A 17,071-nucleotide genomic window follows, 5' to 3' on the forward strand; every position below is an offset into this window, starting at 1 on the left:
TCCTAGTCGTCGTCGCCGAAGTAAGGGGCAAACGAAAGTGTTCCATTGGGATGCTCGTCGGACGCCATCTGGCTCGCCTCGTCGGCCGAAACGATCGAGCCGTCGCGGGCGATATGGTCCGGGTCCGACCGGTCAGGCCCGAGCCGCCCGTCAAAGACGATGAAGCGCTCGACGGCGGCCGCCTTCGCCCGCTCGATCGTCGAGACGTTCTGGGCATATTTCGTTTCGGTCCGGGCAATGGTGCGGGCGCGGATCTCGCTCGATCCCCAGGGCCCGCTTTCGATATGGACGCCGATCCGCTCGGCCAGCTGCGCCGCCCCTTCGCCGGCGGCACGTCCCTCGGCCAGCGCGTCGAACAGTCCCTCGCGCGCCTGTGCAGTCAGATCGACCAGGCCGGACCGCCGCCCGCCAGCCGCGGCGATCGCCCGCGCCACCGGGTCCGGCAGGCTGCCGGAGATCCCCAAAAGCTCGGCAGCCTCGCTCACCGCCTTCGCCGTCTCGACAAAGTGCGCCTCATAAAGCCGCTGGAACGTCGTGCGATGGGCAGCGATGCCCAGCCGGTCGAGGATCTGGGAAACGATCAGGTCGTCGGCTTTCGCCTCGCCGGCGTCCGCCGCCTTCGGGCCGACATCCTCCGCCTGAAGCAGCGGCGCTGCTACGGCCCTCGCGTCCTTTCCGAACGTCTTGAAGAAGCGTTTGAGGGTCTGTTCAAAGGCTTTCGAAAGCGGCGCCTCCTGGCCTTGCAGCGCGCGCAGATAGGCGGCACCCGAACGGCGGGCAGCAATGCCGGCCCGAGCCTTCTCCCCCTTCGGCGGTACTGGCTGCTGTCCTGTCTGCGGCTGCGGCGTCGGATCGGGAAGGCGCGGCGGCGCGCCTGCCGGCACTTCCAGCGACATGGCCGGCCTCAGATAGATGCGATGGCTGTCGTCGACTTCCAGCCCCATGTCCTCGCGGCCCTCGTAGACCTGGGCCCATCCGCCGCCCACCATCGTATTCCAGCGGCTGGCCTTCTTGTCGAGATCGTCCTGCAGCGCCAGCACGTCGGACACGTCCCAACCGCTTTTGAGCCCCGCCGTGTTGCCGAAATCCGGCAGCAGCGAGCGGTCGAGTTCGTCGGCAAGCACGCGCATGATCGGCAGCACGCCGTTTCGCCAGGCGAGCTTCACCATTTCTTCCATCGTCGCGCCGACCTTGGTCGACTGCAGCCCGGAGCCAAAGCCGACGACGGCTGCCGGAATGCCGAGGCATGCGCAGATCCGTTCTTCGGCAATGTCGCGCGCCTCGCTCATGTTCATCTGTTGCGGGTTGAAGCCATAAGGGGAAACATCGGTCGGTGCGCCCATGACCAGCGGCCCGCCGCGCCGGTCGCCGCTGAAGGCCTGGGAGAACCACGCCTTGGTCGCCTCGACATCCTCGGCCGAAACCACGCCGCCGTTCTTCGGGCTGATCACCACGCCCGGCACGCCCATGTTGCGCAGCAGCGAGGCGACGAAGTTCGAGCTTTCGAGATCCATGAAGATCTCGCGAATGACGCCGTCGATCGGCGACAGGCCGAGGCGCGGATTGCGCGGGTCCATGCCCTGGCGAAAATGCACGACGTCGGCCGGATCGAGGCGGAGCGGCTCATGGCCGCCGCCCGGCGAATAGAGATAGTGCGTCAGGAACTCTGTTCCGTCCTGCGACCCCTTCGGCTCCATCAGCCAGTGAGGAACATACCAGAGTTCGCCCGGCCGGCCGATGCCGTTGCGAAGCTTGATCCAGTAGGCATTGCCGGCGAGGCAATAGCTCATCACCGTCGCTGTCCAGAGTGTCAGATCGCCATAGAAGGCATTCGGTCGGGCGATCAGCGCCAGCATGGGATGATCGTCGAGCTGGGTCACCTGGCCGGCGCGATCCTTGCGCTTGACCGTGAGGTTCGCTTCCGGCGCCGCCCGCTGTATCCACTGGATCGGCGCCGTCACCACCGACGAATCGAGCCCATCGCCGATCGCCTTGCGATAGTCGAACCGCGTGCGCGTCAGCATACGCTGCATGGCGACTGGCGCTTGAGGACTGTGCAGCATCGCAGAGAGTGCCTTTTTGAACGCCTTAAACATCTGCCGGTATCCAGTTCTTGTCGATGTCCATGTCGGGACCGGAGGGCTGCCCGGCCGCCTCGGGCACCGGCATCATCGGCGTCCAGCGGGCGCCGCCCATGCCCGCCGCCGCATTGATGCCGAGGAAGGCCGCCCAGGTGCGGTCGGCGTGATCGTCGTCGCGCTCGGCGACGAAGCGCGGCACGCCGGTCGGGCCGGAGATCTTGCGCAGCTTGTGCAGGTCGGAGCGCAGCGGAACATCGCCGGCCTTGATCCTGACGCTCCTGTCCTCGAAACGTTCCTTGCCCTGGGTTGCCATGATCAGCTTGGACGACGAGGTGAACAGCACGCCCTCGATCCGGCCGGGATAGCGGATCTGCGCATCCTCGACGACCTTTTCGCCCATGCCGGTCTGGTCGATGCAGGCGCGCGCCACGCGGTAGCGGGTCATCACGTCGTCAAAGGCCATGTCCATGGCGGCAAAGGTCGCGCGCTTCTGCTCGATCCGCTCGCGTTCCCACAGCACGTCGCCGACCAGTTCCCACACCCAGATGACATGAAGGTCCTGACGGCGGCCGATATCGCGGCCGACATAGCACGGCCCGCCCTGGTAGTTTTCCGGGACGCCAGCCTGTTCGTCCTCGCAAGAGCCGATCAGTTCGTAGCTCAACCAGGCGCTGGCCTCGTCGAGCCACTTCAGTTCGAATTCCTGGGACCAGAGATCGTCGTCGGCCAGACCGGCGCGCAGCTCGTCGATATTGCGGTCGAGCCCGTCGGCCACCGCCTGGTAGATATCGACGGTATGGCGCGACCAGGTGTCGTCGTTTGCCGTCATCAGCTCGTAGAACTTGTTGCCCTTGCCGTTCGGTGTCGAGGTGACACGGATATCCCAGCCCTTGGAGATGACCGGGAAGAGCGCGCCCCATATCGCCTTGCTATCCTTGTGGAAGGCGAACTCGTCGAGAAAGACGTTGCGGGAAAAGCCGCGCGCCGTGTCCGGATTGGCCGGCAGCGCCGTGACCTTCGAACCATGCGGAAACGTCACCTCCAGCGCCTTGTGAACGGCGCCGGTGCTTTCGTCCTTCCAATCGAACTCGGCCGCCTCGAAGGACAGGCCATAGGCCTTGGCATGCGGCTTGATGCCCTCGTTCATCGCCTCGACGGCCTGGCGCTCCCCGCGCGACAGGATCACCCATGGCTCGCGCCGGCCCTCGGTGGCGGCCGCGAAGCATCGATCGGTGATTTCCAGCGTCGTCGTGAAGGTCTTGCCCGTCTGGCGTGCGAACATGCCGATCTTGAACCGTTTGCGGTCGTTGATCCAGCGCCGCTGATATGCGTGCAGCAGCGGCTTCATGATCCGATCCCATAGGCGTCGCGGATGATCTTGAGCACGGCGGGCGCGTCGAGCTTTGCCCCCTTGTCCCTGGCAATCCCGTCCTCGACCGCTTCCAGCGTGGCTTCCAGCTTGCGCTTCTGTTCGCTCTCCAGCGACCGGCGCAGTTCCGTCGCATGGCGCTGTGCCGTCACGGCCGCCCTGTTGGCATTGGCCAGCGCCCCGATTTCCTTCGGCGTCAGGTCGCCGCGGCTGAGCAGCTCGTCGGCCGCCATCTTGATCCGTTCGGCCACCGCGATCGCCATGGTGTCGGCGCCGTCCGGTCCCATGCTTTCGCAGAGCGCCTTCGACAGTCTCAGCCGTTCATCATATTCGCGCCACTGGCGGGCCTTCTTCACCGAATAACGCGAGAAGCCGCCCTTGGAGATCGGGCCGATGCCGTGATCGGCGAGCCTGGAATTAAACTCGTCCAGGATCGCCACCTGCGGGCGCTTCATCTCGCGCAGCTCTTCGTTCAGCCAGGCGAGATCGGCCTCGGCCTCCTCGGGCAAGGTCTCGATCCTGGTCAGCCGGCCGCGCCCTGCTTCGTCGGTCATGTCAGGCCTCGTCTTCCGGCCAGGCGATACCGGCCACCGGCGAGCGGCGCTCGACATGGTCGCGGCCGGTGCGCGTGATCCCCGCGATCAGCTTGCCATTGTCCTCGGTGATGTCGATCGCGCCGAGTTCCTCCAGCTTGCGCAGCTGGGTTCGGACCCATTCGATCGAGCGCGACAGCAGGTAGATATCGACCGCCTTCTGGATCAGGTCCTCGCGCAGATGGCCGTTGAACTCGCGGGCCAGAGCCTGCAGGATGACCAGCCGGCCCTTCTCGGCGATGAAGATGTTATAGGGGGTCATGGTTTCGGCCTTTCATCCAGCAGGTATCCCTCGATCCGGCTCACCGCGCGCTTTACGCCGTCATGGGTCTCGCTCATCTTGCCCAGCTCGCCCCGGATCACTTCGACGGACAGCATCAGGCCGTGGATATCGTCCTTCGACGGCAGGTGCTTGAAGTCGCCTTCCAATGCCTGGATGCGCCGGTCGTACTCGATCAGCTTCGTCTCGGCCTTTTCCACGCGGGGTGTCATATCCGTTTTGAACTGGTTGACCTGAGTTGTCAGGGTCTTCTCGCCGCTGGAGAAATAGCCCTTGGCATGGCCGAGCAGGGCGATGATCGCCAGCGCCAGGCCGAGGTATTGCGAGATCTCTGCGGGCGTCATCGGCAGCGCGCCTCCTTCTCGACGAACTCCTGGCATTCGAGGCAGCGCGTCGCCGACGGGTAGACGCGGCGGCGCGCGATCGAGATCGTCGAGCCGCAGTCGACGCAGTCTGCGGTACCGGACGCCTTGAGTGCTGCGCGCGATTTGGCGATGGCCGCCTCGCGCTCCTCCTCGATCCGCTGTTCGGCCAGGTCGAAGGCCGCATTGCTGGCGAAGTTCATGCGTCCCTCCGCCAGGTCCTGACGGCCTCGACCGCCTGTTTGCCGATCTCCTTGACGGTATGGCCGCCCATGTAGAGCGAGATGAACCAGCCGGTCAGCGTCAAGAGCTGCGCCGCGTCGATCGGATCGATCAGGAAGCCGAGCGAGCGGGCGAGCGGGAAGAACAGGAAGGCACAGAGCCAGAGGAAGGCCAGCAGATACATCCAGCCCCAGCGCCAGGCGCTCTGCCAGAAGCCTTCCGCCTGCTCGGATTGCAGCAGCGCGAACTGCCCGGATAGCCCGGCCTGCCACAGCGCGATCATCTCCGGCGTTTCCGCCTCGACGGTGCGCACCGCGCTTTCAATGGCCGTCGGGTCGGCCTGCGCCAGATCCTCGGCCGGCACGCCGACCTTGGCCGCGACCTGGTCGATGACGCTGCCGGCAAGCGTGCCGGCGAGCGGGCCGGCATGCTTCTGAACGATCGCCTTGACGACGGGCGCCCCGGCCTTGGCGGCGGCGGCAAGGATGATGGCGAGAATGGGGGCCATGTCAGAAGCTCCTCAATAGGCTTGCGAGTTTGGGGAAGCGGCCGGCGAGACGCACGGCGACGATGTCGCGGTAGCGCCAGGCGAGCCAGAGACCGTAAAGCATGCCGATGGCCAGCACGCCGCCGGCAAGCCACAGCGCGGCGCCCTCCGGCACGGTGGATGGATCGATGACGGAAGGCGCGGCCTCTCCGGCGCCGGCTGCCGCTGGCGTCGCCACCCCTGTCGTCGCAGCACCCGTCTTCGCCCTCGCGCGAGCGTCAAGCTCGCGCTGCAGGGTCGAGAGCGTGGCGCGCCCGATCCGGCCATCGATGCTGAGGTCGTAAGCTTTCTGGAAGGCCTCGACGCTGGCGCGCAAGACCTTGCCGGTCTCGGTTCCGGGATCGTAGCCGATCGAGGCAAACCCATCGCGGATTGCCGCGACATCGGCCGGCGTAACCGCGATCACGAATGCGGCGAACCGGCTGTCGGGAACCGCATCGGCCTTCACGGCCGACGGATATTTCCCGTAAAGGATGACATCGGCCTCCTCGGCGCGCCGGCGCGTCAGGCCCGGAAGCACCTTTCCGCCGCCCTTGTTCCAGAGTGCGAGGCGCTTTTTCGTCTCGGCCGAATTGCCGGCGAGGAACGCCTCGACCCAGGAGGCTTTCAGGATTGCGCCGGTATTGTAGTCGAAGGAGGTTCCGCCATCGATCGCGCGCTGGGCAGCATCGCCGCCGAGTGCCTGGACGACGCGCGGCACATAGTTGCGGCTGAGCGCAAGATCCACCAGCCGGTCGTTCTCGGCGGCCGTGATCGTCATGCCGGGCTTGACGGTAATGACACCGGAGGCGCTGGTCAGCCCGGCGCCGATGGTCAAAACGCCAACTGCGTCGCGATAGGCGCGCAACACCACACCCTCGTGGGCATAGAGAAAGGCGCGGCCTTGCCTGCTGACGGTCCTCATGTTTGAGCCTCTTCCTTTGAAGGAGCGGCGCGCCTCATTTGGGCACGCCGCGATAGGCTCAAAATGTCAGGCTTCGCGGCCGACTATCACCCGCGCACCCGCGCGGGTAATCAGAAAAGGGTGAGTTGCTTGGCGGTTTCGGACGGAAACCAGCGGCGAACGGTCGCCACGTCGGCGCGGATGGTGCGGGCGATTTCCGCCGTGGTCGCCCCTTGCGCCTTCATCTGCTCGGCCACCCAGCGGCGGGCGAGCGGAACCTTGATATAGCCATATCCCATGACCTTGGAAAGCTTGTCAATCCGGTCCGGCCCGACCGTGCGGGCCGCGATCGAGCGCGGCGAAGACTTGGCCGGCAGATAGATGTCCGACCCGCCGACCGAAAGAAACAGCCGCATGGCATCATCCACGCCGAGGGCCTCGACGAAGGGGGCGATGTTGGTCGGCATATCCTGCAGTTCTTCTTCGGTCATCTTCTCTTTCCGATCCCGAGCCTGCGCTCGATCTGGATCTGCCGCGCCGTTGCCAGCGCCAGTCTCTGTTCCTTGCGGATGCGGCTATGGGCATCCATGCCCCCACGCGCGAGATCCCGCTGCAGCTTCTCCCGCTCCGCCCTGAGACGCTCCAGTTCGACCTGGTCGAAGAGCGGGAGCGAGCCGGCCATGTCAGTCGCTCCGACTGGATCTGAGGTCGCGGGACCGCATGCCCTTTTCCAGGCACGTGACGACGCTTCCATGCAGCAGGACGAACTTCACATTCTCGATGATGACGCCGCTGGCGCCCGCCTCGGCACCGCGCAGCACAAGCTGGCGGATATGCTGGCGGAAGAACTCGACATCGAGCCCGTGCCGCCGCTCCAGGTAGCGCAGCACGGCATGGTCGGTGACTTCGATGATCGTCATCACGCACCGCCCTTCTTCGCGGCACGCACCCGCTCGCCGAGGGCGTTCATCACCACCTGCCATTGCCGGCCGGTCAGAGCCGCCAGCCAATAGTTCGGCTGATCGATTAGCCTGAACACCTCGGCGTCGAACCCCTTGCGGTTGATCAGATCGACGCCGGGGTTGAGGATCTTCCATTGCGCCCAGGCGATCTTGGCGCCGTCGCTGGCTAACCATTCCTGCCCATTCGTATTGCCGAAGGAGACGCCGGCCTCGCGCCGCAGCCATCCCTTGAGGCCGTCGATCGCGGCGCGGGCATCGTCGGCGTAGTGCAGGAAGCGAACGGCATCGAGGCCGGTCTGGCGCTTGACGAAGGCGACCAGGGCCGTGTCGCGCCGATCGGTCACGACACCGAGATTATGGCCGGCGATCCACAAGGCCTGCAACTTCTTTGCAAAGGGACCGGTAAGCTTGCCGGCGGCCGGCTTGCTCTCGGCCGGGCGGAAGCCGTCATTGCGCAGGACCGTCAGCACCTTCTGGCGCTCCGGCTCGGTCATGTCCTTCACCGACGACTTGCCGGTGATGTTGGCGAGCTTGGCCCGGTAGGTATCGTCGTCCAGACCGAGCTGCTTCTTGGCGACGTGGATGGCTGCGATGGAGGAGGTCATACACCTGCCTCCTCAAGAAGTTCTGCTGCGCGGTCGGCAATATCGGGTCGAAAGAAACCGAGGCGGATCTGGCTCGGAATACGGGCATCTCCACCCAGAGACCCTGTCATCAACGGTGTGTCGATACACTCGGAAAGGCAGGCAGCGAGTCGACGTTCCAGTGGCTCTTCATGCGAGATGTCCACACCCAATTCGGTATCGATAGCGCGATCGAGATCCTCGCCGCCGATAATAAGGTTCTCCGGAATACGCCCGGCGAAGAGGCCGCCGGCGGCGAAATCGACTTGGCGGGTTTGGCGGTTGCGCAGGAATCGGTAACGAGCGGCATCAACCTCCAGCTGCCGCTGAATGTGCTCTTGGCACCACGAGCACAAGTCGTCGTCCGCAAAGCACATGGGATCGCCGTTGATGTCAGTCACGCCGGCGGTGATTTGAGTTTGGGTGATGCCGCATTCGCGGCAAACGCGATCAGTCATGGCAAGCTCCTGTCGATCTGGTTGGCCAGGGTGCTGAGATTGAACTTCGCGGCCGGGATGGTGACGGGACCGCGCTGGACGAGCACGGCCGCGTAGACGTCGCCTTCCTCGGTGATGACGGTGTGGCCGTCGTCGCGAAACTCCTGGGTCAGCAGATAAAGGATCTGCTCACGGCGGGATGGGTGATCACTCATCTCGCACCTGTTCTTTGATCGGTAGGCCGAGTTTGCGAAGGTCGTAACCACCAGTGGACCGGATGGTCATCGATCCGTCCCTGTTGATCTTCATGGTCACGGTGACCGTCTTTGGCTTGGGCTTCTTCTTGTCCTTCATCATCCCATCCTCACGCCTTAGCGATGTCGATGGTGATGGCGACCAGATCGTCTTCCGGGTTCTCACGCTCGTAGAAGCGGATATAGCCCTTGGAACCGGTCACCCGGATGCTGTCGCGGATCGCGTCCATGGCCCGCTGCCAACGTTCGTCCTCGATGTAGAGTCGAAGCAACATGAATATCTCCGACTTGTTGATCTGGCCTTCCTTGTCGGTGTTGAAGGCGCGCGCGACGATCGCCTGGATCTCCGGCCGCGCTTCCGCCGACCATTCGGTCAGGCACTCGTCGATCAGCCTCTTGGCGACGTGGATCTGAGGACCGAAAGTGATTTGGTCGGCGAACTGGACGACAACGCGCATCCGCCCGTCGACCGTCTGGTAGGTCGTGTTGCCCTTCTTGCCGCCGATCTTCTGGCCGTATTCTTGCTCCAGAAGGGCATCGAAGGAACCGAGATCGGCGAGCGTATGGCTCTTGAACCGGGCGATCTGCGCCGACAGATCCTTGGCGAAGCCGATGATCTTGCGCACCGTCTCGTCCTGCAGCTTGTCCTCCGGCTTGATCTTCGCCAGCGGCACAAGATAGCCCTGGGCGTCTTCCATCCATTCGCGACCGTCGATGACCCTGACGCCATCGGTGCGGGTAGGTTCGATAATTACGGCTTCCATGTCAGTGCCTTTCAAAGAGGGTTTGAAGATTGTTCAATGCGGCGACGAAGCTGGCTTCCAGCGCGGCCTTCGTGGCCGGCTGGATCTGCCGCCAGCCGTGGATGACGATTTCGGCGGCGTCGTCGACGCCGTCCGCCTGCTCTTCAGCGAGGATCTCGATGGCGGCCCGAATGACGGCATAGTCGGCTGCCGTCTTGGCGGCCCGTTCGATTAGGACCTCCGTATCCCGCACGCCTTCGATGAGCGTCGTGTGATGAAACCCGCCCATGACGCGGCCGAGCTGCTTATGCGGCCGGCCGGTCAGGTGGCGGGCCAGCGTCCATGCCATGCGTCGCGCCGCAACCAGTGCCCGGCTGTTTCCCCGGCTGCACAGGTCCCGGGCCCGGACGCCGTAGGCAATGCCGACGACGTCGAGGATCAGGCCGCAGGAGATGGGCGCGAGAGCGCAGGTCATGCCCCGTCGCCCCCACTCGGCCCGCCTTGACCGCGAGAGCGGCCGGGAAAGCCGACCACGTTGCTGTCGGGGTTGCGCATGGCGTCGAGCACGATCGCCGACGGTTCGTTAACCAGTCTGCGCAGGTCGTCCTGGGCACGATGGTTCCACTCGCGGCGCGAGAGTTCCGATTCCATGTACTTCGCCATCCGGACGAACTCCCCGAAATTCTGGATCGTCTCTTCCAGGTCCTCGCCGGTGAGCACCATCCCGCCGTGGCGGTTCTCGAGCATGCGCCGGTGCGCCGTTTCGAGATGGCTGGAGAGATAGTCGAACTGCAGCTTTGTCATGCGTTTCCTCCCATGGTGTCGATGGCGGCAGAGGACATGAGACGGCCATAGAGCGCGACATGCGGTCGGCCGGTGGCGATCTCGATCCGGTTTTCAAGGTTGCGGGCTTCGAGCTCGAAGGCTTCGAGCGTCAGCAGAAGGCCTGCGGTATCCTGCGGCAGACCGCCGATCCGCACGCGTTCGCGCATTTCTTTGAGGGCATCCGAGAGCATGTCTAACCTCCGTGGTCGCTGGAAATTCGGCTGTTGGGGCATGCCGACCGGCAGGCGCGGAACATGGCCACGCGGTGCGACGAGGTCGGGCTGTAGGGCTTTCCCTGCCAGTCGAGGCAGACATTGCGGGCGACATCGCCGAGCATGGGGCAGACGACCGTCTCGGCCATCAGCGCACCGCGCACCATCTGCTCGACCCGGCCGACATCGCCCAGGTATGTCTTCGATAGGATCTGGCTGATCGTCGTCGCCGAATATTCGAGACGGCGGGCAACCGCGCTCTGGCTTCCCGCCATGCGGCAGGCCTCGGCCAGCACCACCACCCAGTCGGGAATGGCATCGCCCCAGGCAGCGGCTGCGCGTGCGACGGGATCGTTGGGCTTCTGGCTCATGTCCGATCCTCCTCGGCCACGACGTCGCCGACGATGATCTCGCGATTGGGATCATAGACCATGGTCGCCCTCATCTTGCGCGGCGCCTTCGGGCCGCTATTGGCCGACCCGCGCAGCACGTAGATATTGCGGCCCTCGCCACGTTTGCCCGCTGCCTGGACGGCCAGCATGCCGGCCCGCGCCAGCAGCAGGCAGTATTGCTTGGCGGTGTTGCGCGCGACGACCAGGTCATCGACCGAGGCATCGAGCGCCAGCTCGTCGACGGTGAAGCCGGAGCGGCGGCGGCGCATGACGTTCCACATGTTCTGCAGGCGGCGGCCGACCAGGCTTTCCTTGCGGTCCACACCGATCACCGGCACCTGGCTCTGCCGCTTGGTCAACGTGTAGACGCGGCTCCCGTCTACGACCTTGGCGATGAAGCCGGCATCCTCGAGCTTGCGCAGGAAGCGGCCGAGATAGCGGTCGTGATAGGGATCGGAGAGCCCGTCGAGGTCGGCATAGGAAAAGCTCGCGCCCTCGCGGGTGAGGTCGAGAATGCACGACCACCAGTATTCCGCGCCGAAGCGCAGCGGCCGGGCGGTGGCGACCGTAAGCGTGACGAACCGCGCCATCAGCGTGCCCTCCGCGGGGCCTGCCCGGTGAAATAGCTGCCGGTATAGTCATTGAGGCCGATCTGGCTGATCCCGCCAGCGCGGGCGAACTGGCCGATCTCGGCCAGCGACGTGACGATGCGCGAGGCCACGCCACGGGTCTGCCGCACGACCTCGGCCAGAAGATCGTCACCGAACATCAGCTTGGGATGGTAGATCTTGGCGAGCGCCCGGGCGTCGTCGAGATCCGAAGGATTGGCCATGCCATAGGCCGTGACGCGGTTCTCGCACCGCTCGTAACGGGCGAGCTTCTGCGGCAGCTGCTCTTCTCCCACCAGCAGGACCGGGATGCGCGCGCCCTTGTAGATGTCGCGCACCAGCTCGATCATCCCCTTGTCGACCAGTTTGTCGGCCTCGTCGATGATCATCAGCCGGTTGGGATCGTCCTGCAGGAGGCGCAGCGACTGCATCATCATCGTGGCAATCGTGCCGCGCGGACGATCGATGCCGAGTTCCGACAGCAGGATTTCGCAGAAGGTGCGCTTCGTCCAGAAGTCGAAGACTTCGAGATAGATCGCGTTCGTCTTGTTCTGGATATAGGTGCTGGCCTTCGACTTGCCGTAGCCTGACGGGCCGTAGAACAGCCCGAGCCCGTCGACGCCGGCAGGCCGGTCGATGATCTTCTGCGCCACGGCATAAGCCGCCGCGACGTTCTTCAGCGGCGCGACGGTGCCGTATCCTGGGGCTGTGTTGACAATCTGGTTCATGCCTGTATTTCCTTCAGATGCAGTTGATGCTCTTCGAAGCCCGCCCGGTGACAGCCGGCGGGCTTCACGCTGTTCAGGAATGCAATCCCGGCGCCTGATCGCCGAACTCTTCGAACATGGTGCGCTGGACCTTGTATTCGGCGCTGTCCCGGTAGGAGAGCAGCCACAGCGTCTCTTCGCTTTCGACCGGCTCGTGCGCCTGGATCCGCGCCTCGATCGCCAGCGCCGAGCGAAAGCGCTGCGCCGGCGTCGGCCCGTTGCGAAGCGGAGTGACATTCCCCGCGGGTGCGGTCAGCTCGGCGACGATCGTCTCGTGCAGATCCTTTTGCGCGCCGCTGAAACTTGCCGGCTCCGGCGTCTTTCCAACCTGGAGTGCTGCGCGGATCTCCGGCGTCTCGTGGCGCTCCTCGCGCTTCGGCAGGGCGATGACGTTCGGCACCTTGCGCGCGGCATTCCTCAAGGCCCGCTCGTGCAATGCCGGCCCCTTCATGATCTCGCGGATGCCCTTGCGGATCTCGGCCGTCTTCTCGGCGATGATTTCCGAGCGCAATTCCTTCTGTGCCTTCAGCCAGGTTTCCGGATGCACGCCGGAAAGCTCCGGGCAGATGGCCTCGCCGAGATAGCTTCCCTGGTCGGGAGAAAAGGCATGCACGCGGCCCATGTCGTTCGGATCGCGGCGCACGAACACGTCGGTACCGGGCAGGATGGATGCGGCGATGTAGTGATAGTGGTCGATACGCAGGCCGAACTTGGTCGCTCGGCGCCGGCCGTTGGAACCGGCGACCGGCATCAGCAGCACATCGAGCGCCCGCTCGTCGATCGTCCGGATCGGTGCGGTTGATGCGGCTGCGGCCTGGAATGGCGTCATGCCCTTCAATCCGCCATGCGGCGCATGCGCATACATGGTCTCGGTCCACTGGTCGATCGCCAGCTGCAGCTCTGCGCCCGTGAGCGACACGCCGAAGGCTTCGGCCGTGTCCTGTCCCAGCCGGTCGGCAAAGCTCTTGCGGTCCTCGATCGTCTTGCGCTCGGCAACGGAGTGCCCGACATAGCCCGGCAGCAGGCTGGCGAACTGATGCTGGAAGGTCTTGATGACCCGCTCGACATGGCCCTTTTGCTGCGGGCTATAGGCGTCCGACAGCTCCATCGTGATGCCGGTCGAGGCAAACAGCCGCTTGGTATCCTGGGCGACGAAATCGGAGCCATTGTCCGTCTTGATCGTGTCGGGCGCGCCCCAGGCGAGAATGGCCTTGCGGATCAGCAGCGCCACGGCCGAGGCGCGCGGTGTGCGCGACACGTACCAGATGGTGCGCCGCGTCGCGATATCGATGCAGGCATAGATCGCGTGACGGCCATCGACGCACAGCGCATCGACCGGCGAGGCGTCGATCTGCCAGAGCGCATTGGGCTCGGTAATATGGCGCAGCGTTCCGGTTCCGGAGAGTGCCATGGTCGAGCGGAACTTGTCGGGATTGGTCAGCTTGGTCAGCTCGACGGTGTGGCGTTCCTTCAGACCCTTCAGGAAGTGCTGGAAGGTGCGCGGCGGCGGCAGGTTGACAGACCATTCAACGCCCTTTGAAACCACCTTCAACTGAGGCCCGAACTCATCTTCAACCTGATCCTTGACCTGGGCGGCCGACAGCTGCGGCGCATGGGCGATCAGCGAGAGGATGAAGGCCTTGACCTTGCCGCCGTTCGCCGTGTCCAGCACGCCGGTCCCGGCCCGTGCCTTGGACCGGTCGACGGCGAGCGCCTCGGTGCGGCCGAGCCGCTTGATGCTCATCCACCGCATCAGGCTGCGGCGCGACACGGTCGGGATGGTCTGCTTGACCCAGTCCTCGACCTTGATCGAGCCCATTTCGTACTTGTCGCAAAAGACCGCCAGGCAGCCTTGCCGGTTGAGGCGCAAGCCCCGCTCGAACAGTTCGAAGGCGGCGAGCACCGCGAGCCGCGCATCCCGTTCGACCCCCGGCCGGCCTTGGACGAGCGGCGCTTGCGGGTCGAATGTCTGCGGCATGGGCAGCGCACCGACCGTCATGTGCTTCTGCACATAGGCAACCTGCGCCAGCGTCGGCAGCAGCCGGAAATGATACTCCATTCCGCCGCCTCGAGCCTGCCGCTTGCGGGCATAGGTGGGATGGGTGTTCCAAGCATTGGCATCGACGAACTTGTTGACGCCGCGCTTAGTGTTCGGCAGGTGCGGCAAAGCCTCGTCCGCAATTTCGTCGGCTGTGAGCCACTCTTTCATGCGAAAACTCCGGGAATGGATGGTGTCGTGGCCATGTCAGAAACACGCCTCGACCTTCGAACGCGCGTTGGCCTCTGAAAAAATCTCCCGCCCTTTGGCCAGGATTTCGCGGCTGACCCGAGCTGCGCCCGGTATCACCAGCTCCGGCGCTGGATTGTGCTGGATGTATTCTGGGTATGCCTCGGCAGACTGTCGGCAGGTGTCGAGGAACATGCGCTCGGTCTTGTTCATGCTGCACCTATGGCGGCTGCGATGATCACCAGCGCGGCGACCAGCGTGAGGGCAAACGACCCGAACATCAGTGTCGAGACGGCAATCGGTGTCGGCATGGTCGGCCGCTGGTAGGCGATCACGCTGACGAGCGTCGCGCCGAGCCAGAGCGCGAAAATAGCGCCACCGGTTTCGATCAGGGTGAGGTCGCCGCTCATCGTGCATCTCCCTCGATCGAGGCAGCCAGCAGCCGCAGCCGCTCGGCGACCAGGCGCTTGGCCCGCCCTTCGAGATCGCGTGATAGATCGGCCTTGGCCTCCGCGATCATCCGTTCGACCAGCGTGCCGGCCTCCTCGGCCGGGAACACGGGCGTAAAGAATGGCTTTCCACCCTCGACGGTCACGACTGTTGTCACGCTCAGATCCGGGCCGGTCGCCAAGTCCACGCCAGTGACGACCGTCTCCGCCTCTGCCGCGACAATCCTGGCGCCGCCGGGCCGAGCAATGTGGCCTTTCTGAACGCCGTCCAGCCAGGCGTTAAACACCTGCTGTGTCGGCTTCTCGTGACCGACCTCGTCGAGGTCGCGGCAGAGACCATTATAGATGGCAAGCGAGCTGAACCCCTTGTTGAGCGCCTTGTCGAAGGCGGCCTGCAGGGCCGGCAGCGTGTAGCGCGGCAGGCTGTCGAAATACGGCTTCTCTTTGAAGTTGGTCACGTTCATCGTTTTGCTCTCACTCTTGCTTCGAGCGCCTGTCGCCGGCTGGCGATTTCCCGCTCATGTTCTTCGATCAGGTGCAGTTCGATCAGGTCGCGGTAGCGCTCCGGCACCGCCACGAACCCGAACCCGTTGGTCACAAGCCCGAGCAGCTCGTGCGCGCCGGTCGCCTCGATCAGCGCGATGAAGGCGTCGAGCGAAATCCGGTGCTGCCCGGAGGCCTCGCTCGACCATTTGTTCAGCATGTCTTCGGAGATCGTCCGGCCGAGGAACTCGCTCATCCGCAGGGTAACCTGTGCCCGCGTCCGGCCGTTCTCCCTGGCGTCCTTCAGCGCCCGGCCGATCGACCGGGCGATGCGATTGTCGAGCGCGCCGCGACCGGCAACCTCCTCGCCGTAGCTGGCAGCCACCTGCGGCGGCTCCCAGGAAAACAGGTCGGCGGTCATGGTGTCGCGGCGTGCCATTACCGGGCGCCTCGCTGGGTCTGCCAGCGCGTGACGGCGGCCTCGTTGAGGTCGAGGAAATGATCCTGCTCGCCGGCCGGAAGCCGCGAGAAGCGCTGGTGCACGACCTCCCATTTGGCCGGACGGTTGCGGGTCGTGCCGTCGAGCAGCGCAATCGCCTCCTCGACGCTTCCCGCCTTCTCGCCGAGGATCAGGTCGATGATCGACACCTGCCGATCCACCGGCTTGACGGTGGCCAGGCGGTAGAGTTCGCCCTCGCTGTCCGCGATCCAGGTGAGCGCCATCCGTTCCCGCTGCAGCGAAGAGATCGATGCGATCTTGATCGCGCGAAACACGCCGGCCCGGGAAATGCCGAGGAATGCCTGTGCCGCCTCGGAGAAGGAGGCTGTGAAACTCTCGCTGGCCGCCATTAGTTCGGCGTCATCCGAATTGAGTCTAACGCTTAGACTATCGACAGAGGTCGAGGGCTTGCGGCCGGGCTTCAGACGCGGTTGTGTCGCCCGGTAGATTTCGCACCAATCGGCGATGGCAACCGCTCGATCGAGCGCGCCGAGACGAACGCGGGCCATGTTTTCGGTGAAGGATCTGAGGCGGCGCGCGCCGTCACTGGCGAACTCGTTAGGCTCGCGGACGATTGCGTTGATTGCCTCACGACCGAGAAACGCAGTGCCATGAACGCGCAGTGATCCGAAGATCAGTCGATAGCAACCGATGGCATCTTGGCGACGCTCGATCTCGATCGGCTGCTGCTGGCCATGAACGGCGATACTCTCGGCCATGGCCGCGACGTCGGCGCGGCTATGCTTGCGATGGTGGGCTGGGATATCGATCGCGGCAATTGCGATTGGTTCGATCGCGCGCATCGGCGCCAGGCTGTCCAGCAGCGTGGACTTTGTGGACACGGCGCTCATGCGACGCTCCGGCTATTGTCAACGCCGCGGCGTGCTTTTGCCCTTTCGTTGCAACGCTCGTTGCTGCTATCTTTCCCCTCGTCATGACGACCGCGCGTGTAGCTGTCGGGAAACAGCTCGCGGAAGGGAACGTCCAGTGCCTTGGCAATTGCCTCGGCGCCGGCCCGGCTTGCGCCGATGATACCCGCCCTGCAGGCGCTGTCGTACAGGCCGGCATCGCGGGCGATCCCGGTAAGGGTCATCCCGCGACGCCGGATCTCGGCGTTGATCTGGTGGCGATCCCACTTGGGTGTGGTGTTCATGATGGCTCCGTAAATCGGTCGTTGGAGCGACCGGTTTGTGTGTGTCGGTGTTCAACCTGTTGCAGGAACTAGTGTAGCATCTTTTTATCGGTACTCAACG

At 64.6% G+C, this 17,071-nt stretch carries 29 protein-coding genes; all 29 read right to left on the reverse strand.

Translation table 11 applies throughout. The features are described from left to right. Window positions 1-2 precede the first annotated feature (2 nt). The 29 genes from ACWPVA_RS17635 to ACWPVA_RS17775 all read right to left on the reverse strand — a co-directional run bounded on the left by ACWPVA_RS17635 (window position 3) and on the right by ACWPVA_RS17775 (window position 16,971). Window positions 3-2,096 carry a phage portal protein gene (locus ACWPVA_RS17635; RefSeq protein WP_454288913.1) on the reverse strand — a complete coding sequence of 698 codons (2,094 nt, stop codon included), beginning with the start codon at window positions 2,094-2,096 and terminating at the stop codon, window positions 3-5. Then, on the reverse strand, window positions 2,089-3,429 hold the full coding sequence (locus tag ACWPVA_RS17640; protein WP_454288914.1) for a terminase large subunit domain-containing protein: 1,341 nt from the start codon (window positions 3,427-3,429) through the stop codon (window positions 2,089-2,091). Before ACWPVA_RS17640 ends, ACWPVA_RS17635 begins: the two co-directional genes overlap by 8 nt. Next, window positions 3,426-4,004: a phage protein Gp27 family protein gene (locus tag ACWPVA_RS17645; protein ID WP_454288915.1), complete on the reverse strand. Its 579-nt coding sequence runs from the start codon at window positions 4,002-4,004 to the stop codon at window positions 3,426-3,428. Before ACWPVA_RS17645 ends, ACWPVA_RS17640 begins: the two co-directional genes overlap by 4 nt. A 1-nt stretch (window position 4,005) precedes the next feature. Beyond that, window positions 4,006-4,305, reverse strand: a complete 300-nt coding sequence (locus ACWPVA_RS17650) for a VpaChn25_0724 family phage protein (RefSeq protein ID WP_454288916.1) — start codon at window positions 4,303-4,305, stop codon at window positions 4,006-4,008. Then, window positions 4,302-4,667 carry a DUF2730 family protein gene (locus tag ACWPVA_RS17655; RefSeq protein ID WP_454288917.1) on the reverse strand — a complete coding sequence of 122 codons (366 nt, stop codon included), beginning with the start codon at window positions 4,665-4,667 and terminating at the stop codon, window positions 4,302-4,304. The genes ACWPVA_RS17650 and ACWPVA_RS17655 overlap by 4 nt, the downstream gene beginning before the upstream one ends. Beyond that, a complete protein-coding gene (locus ACWPVA_RS17660) occupies window positions 4,664-4,888 on the reverse strand; it encodes a TraR/DksA C4-type zinc finger protein (protein WP_454288918.1) in 225 nt (74 codons plus the stop codon). Before ACWPVA_RS17660 ends, ACWPVA_RS17655 begins: the two co-directional genes overlap by 4 nt. Next, window positions 4,885-5,415 (reverse strand): hypothetical protein, encoded by a 531-nt coding sequence (locus ACWPVA_RS17665; protein ID WP_454288919.1) that lies wholly within the window; start codon window positions 5,413-5,415, stop codon window positions 4,885-4,887. The genes ACWPVA_RS17660 and ACWPVA_RS17665 overlap by 4 nt, the downstream gene beginning before the upstream one ends. Before the next feature lies 1 nt (window position 5,416). Then, complete coding sequence (locus tag ACWPVA_RS17670) at window positions 5,417-6,358, reverse strand: glycoside hydrolase family protein (RefSeq protein ID WP_454288920.1); 942 nt, start codon at window positions 6,356-6,358, stop codon at window positions 5,417-5,419. Window positions 6,359-6,468: 110 nt separating this feature from the next. After that, window positions 6,469-6,828 (reverse strand): helix-turn-helix domain containing protein, encoded by a 360-nt coding sequence (locus ACWPVA_RS17675; RefSeq protein ID WP_454288921.1) that lies wholly within the window; start codon window positions 6,826-6,828, stop codon window positions 6,469-6,471. After that, complete coding sequence (locus ACWPVA_RS17680; protein ID WP_454288922.1) at window positions 6,825-7,019, reverse strand: hypothetical protein; 195 nt, start codon at window positions 7,017-7,019, stop codon at window positions 6,825-6,827. The genes ACWPVA_RS17675 and ACWPVA_RS17680 overlap by 4 nt, the downstream gene beginning before the upstream one ends. Before the next feature lies 1 nt (window position 7,020). Further along, on the reverse strand, window positions 7,021-7,257 hold the full coding sequence (locus ACWPVA_RS17685; RefSeq protein ID WP_454288923.1) for a hypothetical protein: 237 nt from the start codon (window positions 7,255-7,257) through the stop codon (window positions 7,021-7,023). Then, complete coding sequence (locus ACWPVA_RS17690) at window positions 7,257-7,904, reverse strand: gp16 family protein (RefSeq protein ID WP_454288924.1); 648 nt, start codon at window positions 7,902-7,904, stop codon at window positions 7,257-7,259. Before ACWPVA_RS17690 ends, ACWPVA_RS17685 begins: the two co-directional genes overlap by 1 nt. Further along, window positions 7,901-8,380: a hypothetical protein gene (locus ACWPVA_RS17695; RefSeq protein ID WP_454288925.1), complete on the reverse strand. Its 480-nt coding sequence runs from the start codon at window positions 8,378-8,380 to the stop codon at window positions 7,901-7,903. The genes ACWPVA_RS17690 and ACWPVA_RS17695 overlap by 4 nt, the downstream gene beginning before the upstream one ends. After that, a complete protein-coding gene (locus ACWPVA_RS17700) occupies window positions 8,377-8,574 on the reverse strand; it encodes a hypothetical protein (RefSeq protein WP_454288926.1) in 198 nt (65 codons plus the stop codon). Before ACWPVA_RS17700 ends, ACWPVA_RS17695 begins: the two co-directional genes overlap by 4 nt. Beyond that, on the reverse strand, window positions 8,567-8,713 hold the full coding sequence (locus tag ACWPVA_RS17705; protein WP_454288927.1) for a hypothetical protein: 147 nt from the start codon (window positions 8,711-8,713) through the stop codon (window positions 8,567-8,569). Before ACWPVA_RS17705 ends, ACWPVA_RS17700 begins: the two co-directional genes overlap by 8 nt. Before the next feature lie 10 nt (window positions 8,714-8,723). Continuing rightward, complete coding sequence (locus ACWPVA_RS17710) at window positions 8,724-9,377, reverse strand: DUF3164 family protein (RefSeq protein ID WP_454288928.1); 654 nt, start codon at window positions 9,375-9,377, stop codon at window positions 8,724-8,726. Window position 9,378: 1 nt separating this feature from the next. Beyond that, window positions 9,379-9,831 (reverse strand): helix-turn-helix domain-containing protein, encoded by a 453-nt coding sequence (locus ACWPVA_RS17715; RefSeq protein WP_454288929.1) that lies wholly within the window; start codon window positions 9,829-9,831, stop codon window positions 9,379-9,381. Next, window positions 9,828-10,160, reverse strand: a complete 333-nt coding sequence (locus ACWPVA_RS17720; RefSeq protein ID WP_454288930.1) for a hypothetical protein — start codon at window positions 10,158-10,160, stop codon at window positions 9,828-9,830. The genes ACWPVA_RS17715 and ACWPVA_RS17720 overlap by 4 nt, the downstream gene beginning before the upstream one ends. Then, window positions 10,157-10,372 (reverse strand): hypothetical protein, encoded by a 216-nt coding sequence (locus ACWPVA_RS17725; protein WP_454288931.1) that lies wholly within the window; start codon window positions 10,370-10,372, stop codon window positions 10,157-10,159. The genes ACWPVA_RS17720 and ACWPVA_RS17725 overlap by 4 nt, the downstream gene beginning before the upstream one ends. 2 nt (window positions 10,373-10,374) lie before the next feature. Continuing rightward, window positions 10,375-10,764: a transcriptional regulator gene (locus ACWPVA_RS17730; protein ID WP_454288932.1), complete on the reverse strand. Its 390-nt coding sequence runs from the start codon at window positions 10,762-10,764 to the stop codon at window positions 10,375-10,377. After that, window positions 10,761-11,375 carry a hypothetical protein gene (locus tag ACWPVA_RS17735; RefSeq protein WP_454288933.1) on the reverse strand — a complete coding sequence of 205 codons (615 nt, stop codon included), beginning with the start codon at window positions 11,373-11,375 and terminating at the stop codon, window positions 10,761-10,763. Before ACWPVA_RS17735 ends, ACWPVA_RS17730 begins: the two co-directional genes overlap by 4 nt. Then, window positions 11,375-12,121, reverse strand: a complete 747-nt coding sequence (locus ACWPVA_RS17740) for an AAA family ATPase (RefSeq protein WP_454288934.1) — start codon at window positions 12,119-12,121, stop codon at window positions 11,375-11,377. Before ACWPVA_RS17740 ends, ACWPVA_RS17735 begins: the two co-directional genes overlap by 1 nt. A gap of 73 nt (window positions 12,122-12,194) precedes the next feature. After that, the gene (locus ACWPVA_RS17745) at window positions 12,195-14,369 is read right to left on the reverse strand and encodes a DDE-type integrase/transposase/recombinase (RefSeq protein ID WP_454288935.1); all 2,175 of its coding nucleotides are present in this window, start codon (window positions 14,367-14,369) and stop codon (window positions 12,195-12,197) included. Window positions 14,370-14,405: 36 nt separating this feature from the next. Then, complete coding sequence (locus ACWPVA_RS17750) at window positions 14,406-14,600, reverse strand: hypothetical protein (protein WP_454288936.1); 195 nt, start codon at window positions 14,598-14,600, stop codon at window positions 14,406-14,408. Beyond that, on the reverse strand, window positions 14,597-14,797 hold the full coding sequence (locus ACWPVA_RS17755; protein ID WP_454288937.1) for a hypothetical protein: 201 nt from the start codon (window positions 14,795-14,797) through the stop codon (window positions 14,597-14,599). Before ACWPVA_RS17755 ends, ACWPVA_RS17750 begins: the two co-directional genes overlap by 4 nt. Further along, a complete protein-coding gene (locus tag ACWPVA_RS17760; RefSeq protein ID WP_454288938.1) occupies window positions 14,794-15,300 on the reverse strand; it encodes a hypothetical protein in 507 nt (168 codons plus the stop codon). The genes ACWPVA_RS17755 and ACWPVA_RS17760 overlap by 4 nt, the downstream gene beginning before the upstream one ends. Beyond that, entirely contained in the window at window positions 15,297-15,758 is a 462-nt protein-coding gene (locus ACWPVA_RS17765) for a hypothetical protein (RefSeq protein ID WP_454288939.1), read from the reverse strand. Before ACWPVA_RS17765 ends, ACWPVA_RS17760 begins: the two co-directional genes overlap by 4 nt. Then, window positions 15,758-16,669, reverse strand: coding sequence for a ParB/RepB/Spo0J family partition protein (locus ACWPVA_RS17770; protein ID WP_454288940.1), 912 nt, complete (start codon window positions 16,667-16,669; stop codon window positions 15,758-15,760). Before ACWPVA_RS17770 ends, ACWPVA_RS17765 begins: the two co-directional genes overlap by 1 nt. Then, window positions 16,666-16,971, reverse strand: coding sequence for a helix-turn-helix domain-containing protein (locus tag ACWPVA_RS17775; RefSeq protein ID WP_454288941.1), 306 nt, complete (start codon window positions 16,969-16,971; stop codon window positions 16,666-16,668). The genes ACWPVA_RS17770 and ACWPVA_RS17775 overlap by 4 nt, the downstream gene beginning before the upstream one ends. Window positions 16,972-17,071: the final 100 nt, after the last annotated feature.

It is taken from the genome of Rhizobium arsenicireducens, from assembly GCF_964021225.1.